At 49.0% G+C, this 1,015-nt stretch carries 1 protein-coding gene; it reads right to left on the bottom strand.

What is annotated here, in order from left to right:
- Positions 1-1,015: DUF3612 domain-containing protein (locus tag R8O11_RS25350; RefSeq protein WP_318194628.1), on the bottom strand; the 1,015-nt coding region annotated here is incomplete at both ends.

The following is a 1,015-nucleotide window of genomic DNA, read 5'->3' as shown; positions in this document are numbered from 1 at the left end:
TTTGCGCATGTTGCCCCAAGGGAGTGGGATGCCATTCCCTCGATACACGGCTTTAAGTTTGCCCGGCCCGTACGCGTCGAAATAGTGCCAATGGGGATATGGTGACACAACGGTCATGCGGCGCATCGCAACCGATGGTGAAACGCCTGCTTTTTTATGAACATCAATTTCGTAACCGGAGCGGTCGAGCAACTGACGAAATGGCACTTTAGGGCAAAGCAGAGCTCCTGCAAAAAAGCTGGACTCAAAGTCTCGCCAAGCTTGCAGAATGTCTTGCGAATTTAGCTCAGAGTTCGACACGGGGCTGTCCATTTGTTCCCAGTTATTCTGATGTCCGATGGAGAGCACGTTATTCATCGCGTCGCTGCTGTGCAATACGCGGTGGCCAATGTATACCGATAAGTCGTATTTTAAACGGGTAGGGTAGTCGCGCATCCGTTTGTTGAGATAAATGGTGCCCGGTGGTTCCATGAATGACGTAATCAATTGTTTGGCGTTTACGCCCAATTCATCGATGACATCTTGAGGCGCTCGGTCAACCCAGCGGATATCCAAGCCCATACTTTTGGCAATGTCGATCAAATCCTCAACCGACAAATTAAGGCGCTTCAATCCCACTTCTTCGGCGGCACGCTCTAAATCAGGAAAATGGTTTTGATGGTTCTCTTGGTGCGCGCGGATCAGCAAGTGAGCAAATTGACGACCTGTGATCCCGGTTTGAGACAGCATTTCTGGAATAGCAATCTGAAGAATGTCATTGGAAAACAGGAAGCTCGGTTCTAGCGCCATGCCATTAATCCCGCCTCGATTCCCTTTGTTGGGGGTAATGGCTTCTAATTCGGGCTCATCATCTAAAAACCACGCTGGATCTTTTTGAAAAACTTCTGCGATTACCTCGAGCATATCGATACTCGGTACGCGTTTTCCGCGCTCAATCATCGAAAGGTAAGAAACCGACGGCGCGTACTCAGGATTAATCCTTACACAACGGGCAGACAAATCTTCCATCGTTAAA

The sequence above is a fragment of the Vibrio sp. 1288 genome, from assembly GCF_033344475.1.
Note: the sequence above shows the minus strand (reverse complement) of the source record. Positions and strands in the feature narration are given on the sequence as shown.